The organism is Lentimicrobium sp. L6 (assembly GCF_013166655.1).
In the GTDB taxonomy this organism is placed as follows: Bacteria; Bacteroidota; Bacteroidia; order Bacteroidales; family UBA12170; genus UBA12170.
The window spans coordinates 1-4791 of the sequence record NZ_JABKCA010000139.1 but is presented as its reverse complement, the minus strand read 5'-3'; the positions used below and the strand labels follow the sequence as shown (position 1 = coordinate 4791).

At 33.6% G+C, this 4791-nt stretch carries 2 protein-coding genes; both read left to right on the top strand.

What is annotated here, in order from left to right:
* Positions 1-3880 (top strand): hypothetical protein (locus HNS38_RS19660; protein ID WP_172346957.1); only part of this gene is annotated, 3880 nt, incomplete at its 5' end.
* A gap of 10 nt (positions 3881-3890) precedes the next feature.
* Positions 3891-4601 carry a mechanosensitive ion channel domain-containing protein gene (locus HNS38_RS19655; RefSeq protein WP_172283448.1) on the top strand — a complete coding sequence of 237 codons (711 nt, stop codon included), beginning with the start codon at positions 3891-3893 and terminating at the stop codon, positions 4599-4601.
* Positions 4602-4791: the final 190 nt, after the last annotated feature.

The window sequence follows — 4791 nt, the reverse complement described above, 5'->3', positions numbered from 1 at the left end:
ATTGCTTACGCTTCGATTAAATTACACGAGACTTAAATGGGTAACCCTATTATTAGATTTCGCGGCCTTGGCAGGTGCCGTATTGGTTTTAGGCTTGTTATTCTTCTACCTTCGTAGAAAAGAGTTAGTCTTAGAATCTGGCGATGCATGGAGCAGCTTCTGGACTAATATGGCCAAAAAAGCTTTATTAAAATTGAGTTCAGAAAAAACAGATAAACGAAATTGGCGTCCTAACATCATATTGTTTAGCGGAGGAGAAGAATCAAGACCCCATTTAGTTGAATTAGGCTTAGCCTTATCTGGGAAACTGGGCGCTCTTACCGACTTTGAATTATTGCTTCATCCTTCTCAAAGTAAGAATAAAAAAACTATTGAAATAGCAACTACTAAAACTAAGGAGGTCAATTTCTTTAAACGAAAATTCACTTGTGATACTATAGAATCTGGAATCGAATTAGTAACCAGCGTATATGGTTTTAGTGGTTTTGAACCCAATACCATCATGATGGGTTGGAGTAGGAATGTGAAAAATGGAAATTTCTTAGCAAATGTACTTACCGACCTAAAAAACAAAGACTTGAATGCAGTATTTTTAGACTATGATAAAAAGGCCAGTTTTGGAAAAAAAGAAACCATAGACATATGGTGGAATGGGAAAGGTAGAAATCTGAGTTTTGCATTGAATTTAATGCGGATTCTACTAACTGCGCAAGAATGGCGTGATGCTCATTTGCGGATTTTAATTATCAATCCGAATAGCCAAAATACAGATAGATTATATAGAAATACGAAAATCCTACTTGAGGAAAAAAGAATAGAAGCCAGCGTTAAGATTATTAGCGATGATTTTGGAAATCGTAGCCTAGATCTGGTCATCAAGAGTGAATCTACCGAAGCAGATTTAATTATTCTTGGAATATCAAGCAATCAAAGCAATTATCAAAAAGAGTATATAGAGAAGATAAATAAGGTTTCTGAATTGAATTCAAGTATCATGATATTGAGCCCTTCAAATGAATTTGAAGAGATTAATCTTGTTGATATACCCATTAAAAACAAACCATTAGAGACCGAGAATCCTGAATTACCTAACTTAAAACCTATCCCCAAAATAGAAAACAAAGTCCTAAAAATAAGGATAGAACAGTTGGATGAGGATTTACGAGGAATAGTGACTGAGTTTTCCGATCGTACACTGAAAGATGCAGGTCTTTATGAATTGAATTTAGTTTCTATTTTACAGGAATTTGTGCTTCAAAATTTAAACACCTTATTAAGTTCTATACAAGAGCTCAAAGGCAAACAATTATCTAGAGGCATACACAAGCAGCATCAAATATTTTTGAATTTTAGTGTTCAGTACTTTGATAATCTAGCAAAAGAAAATCTTTTGAAAACCAAGGAAATATTGAGTCAGGGAATTCATTCTTTCCTTCTAAAACTTGACAATCATCTATACGCAGCACCAGAAACTATCATTATTCCTTTGGTGGAGCAAAATACAGATAAAGAGAAATTCATTTATATTAAATATCGTGAGCTTCTATATGCACATAGTCAAGGCTATTTGCAACCTGTAGCTTTAGAACAATTGAAGATTTATGAAGAATCTAGCCTTTATGTATTCTCACAACTAAAAAAAGTGATTTTATTAGTCAGTGATATCTATAGTAAGTCGATTTCAAAAAATAGCTATGGAATTGAACTACTGAATCAAGATATGAATCAGGTTCGTGATATCTTCTCCGCCCTAGATCAAAAACAGAGAAATCAGCTTGTAAAAAGCAAATCAATTTTAATAGACATAGTGCGTAATCAGATAACGAATATTACTTTGGATTTAATAAGTCCAGAAGTCAAAAAACTTATTCGAAACAAAATAAAAGTAAAACATCCTTCACTTTCAGACCTATTTGAATCTTTTCCTGAAGATTGGGCTATCAGATTGAATTTGATCAACCAAGCCATCGGTTTGGATTGTCATATTTTTACAGAACAAAAAATAATCCAGTCAATAATAGCAAAAAATAATGAACGCATTGGCAATCTGGTGAAGGAAAGAGTGCTTCAACCCTATGAATTAATTCAGAGGAATATTGAAAATTTACAATCTGAAACAGATGTTAAGCTAAAAGAAGTTTCATTCACTGAAAATATAGATGTGAAAGAGATATTTTCCGAAGCCCATCTCAGGATATATGAGATTTTGGAGAAACTGCCGAAAGAAATAGAAATATCTGAAGCTCCTTCCGAAGAATCTTTAAATGTAAAAGTAGCACCACAAAAAATAGCCCGCTATTATATCGACACGTACTTATATGAGCCATTTTATAGGGAATTAGCAGAACTAGAAGCACTTTGCCAGCAGGCCATAGTTGACGGAAAAGAGTCCTCGAGTTTGATAAAATTCCGGATGGATAACGAAAGTGAAGAGGAGCCTACAGAGGTTTTCGCATATAAAAGCTTAACCGTTTTCTTAAATGAAATTTTAAAGCAAATATTAAAAACGCAACAGGCAATTATTCTGAAGCTTCATAGAATGGAAACTCAATCCGAAGCTATGATTAAAAATGCTTTAGCTCCATTGTTTTCCCATGCTATCATAGAAGCTGAGCTTGAAATCTCATCTCTATTGAGGGAACAGAAAAGTAAAAAAATAAGCTTAGGATTATTTACTAAAACTTCATTAATTAGAAATAAAATCAATTCCCTATTAACTGATTTGTTATACAGTTCCAGTGACGGAATGATCATGGCTCAAAAGTATCTTCTTCATCAAGAGAATTCTTTAAGCAATAATCAACAAATTCTAGATATAGCTGACCGTCAGATGCCAGAAGATACTGTTTTAGCCAAGGCTCCCATTTTTTATAGGACTTTATTTAACAGCAGTTCATTAATAAATGAAGACTACTGGGTTCCTATGCTTAATGAAACTCAACTGTTGAAAGAATCCATAAAAAGACATAAAGAAGGATATGGAGGAGCAATTTTAATTAAAGGTGCCCATGGTTCTGGCAAAACCGCCTTGAGCCGATTTGTGATGAATCGTTTTTTCAAGAAAGATAGAACTTTTAGTATACAAGCCCCAAAAGGAGGATCGATTTCTCTAAATGATTGGAAAAGCCAAGCTGTGAAGGCTCTGGGATTGAAATCTTATACCACAGAATTAAGCCAACATCTTCCTACAGAAAGTGTGATTTTAATAAATGATTTTGAGCTGTGGTGGGAGAGAACAATAAATGGAATGTTGGTGATTGAAGAAATTATTGAATTGATCAATCAAAATAGTCATCAAATTTTATTCATTATCAATTCCAATTCCTATGCCATTAAGCAGATTAATCAGCTTATTTCTTTAAACGAATATTTCATTGCGATACTCGATAAGCAAGCTTTTGATGCACGTCAATTACAACAACTTATTTATAATAGACATAAATCCAGTGGACTTACTTTCTATTATCAAGAGGAGAGCGAGGATAGTCTTTCTCAAATTAAAATGGCTACTTTATTCAATCAGTATTTCAGATATTCACAAGGGAACCCAGGAGTGGCCATGAATGCCTGGCTTGCAAATATTGTTAAGATTGAACAGCAAAATATATTTATTAAGAAACCTGAACTTCCAAATCTGGATGTTTTAATGAACATAAGACCCGATTGGCTGATTCTTATTGCCTTGTTTATTCAACATAAAGTGATGACTACAGAAAAACTATCCAGAGTAATGTTACTAAGCCATGAGGAGTCATTTAAATTGATCAGACAGTTGCTTAATGCAGGAATCTTGGTTCATAAAGGGAAAGAGATTTATACTATCAATAAATATTTGGAACCCTTTTTAGTGAATATTAGTTTGAAAAAGGGAATCATTTAAAAAAATAATTATGTATTTAACACTCCTATTAGTCATTATAGCGGTATTTTCTTTATTTAGGCTCTTCTATTTTTTTCATAGAAAGCTTGCTCTTCCTATCATTTGGAAACACTATTTGGGATATTTATTGCCGGTTGTGGAATTAATAAGTTGGCTTGGTGTTGTCATTTGGGCAATACGGTTTGTATATGCTCGTCAAGATTTTATCATTCTGATTGTCTTCGGATGTTTAGTTTTGTTGATGATCGTCCCCGTTTGGTTTTTATTACGTGATTTTCTATTTGGCGTCATTTTAAAACTTCAAAGAAAAATTGAAGTGAACCGCGAAATTAATGTGGAAGGTTTAATAGGGAGCGTTATTAAAACAGGATATTTCTCCTTTGATATCCTCACACCTCAAGGGAGTAAAGATGCAATACCCTATAGTAGAGTCATTTCAAAAGTGATATCACATGATAGCGATAACTCAAATCTCGTAAAAAAGAAATTGATATTCACATTTAGCTCAACAGAATTCTCCCAAGTCACACTAACAAAACTTCAAACCCTTTTAATCAATTGTCCATTTGTAGCCAGTTCAGAACCCCCTTTAATTGAAGAGCTTGTTCAGCAGAATGAATCACAAAAAGTGGTGGTATTCGTTTATACTTTAAAAGCGGAGCATATTGACAAAATCAAAGCCTATGTGGCCAAGCATTTTGATGGTCTACTACTTTCTTAAGAAGCTTCTCTATTTCTGTTCTGTCACATAATGGAAAAACCAGCAGTATTGACCACCCTTTGCCGAAGTTGTTGACCAGCCCTCATATTTACCTAAAATGGATCTTGATTCAACATGAATTAATTATTCAAATTAATTTATAGGGTTACCCATTTAAGTCTCGTGTAATTTAATCGAAGCGTAAGCAATC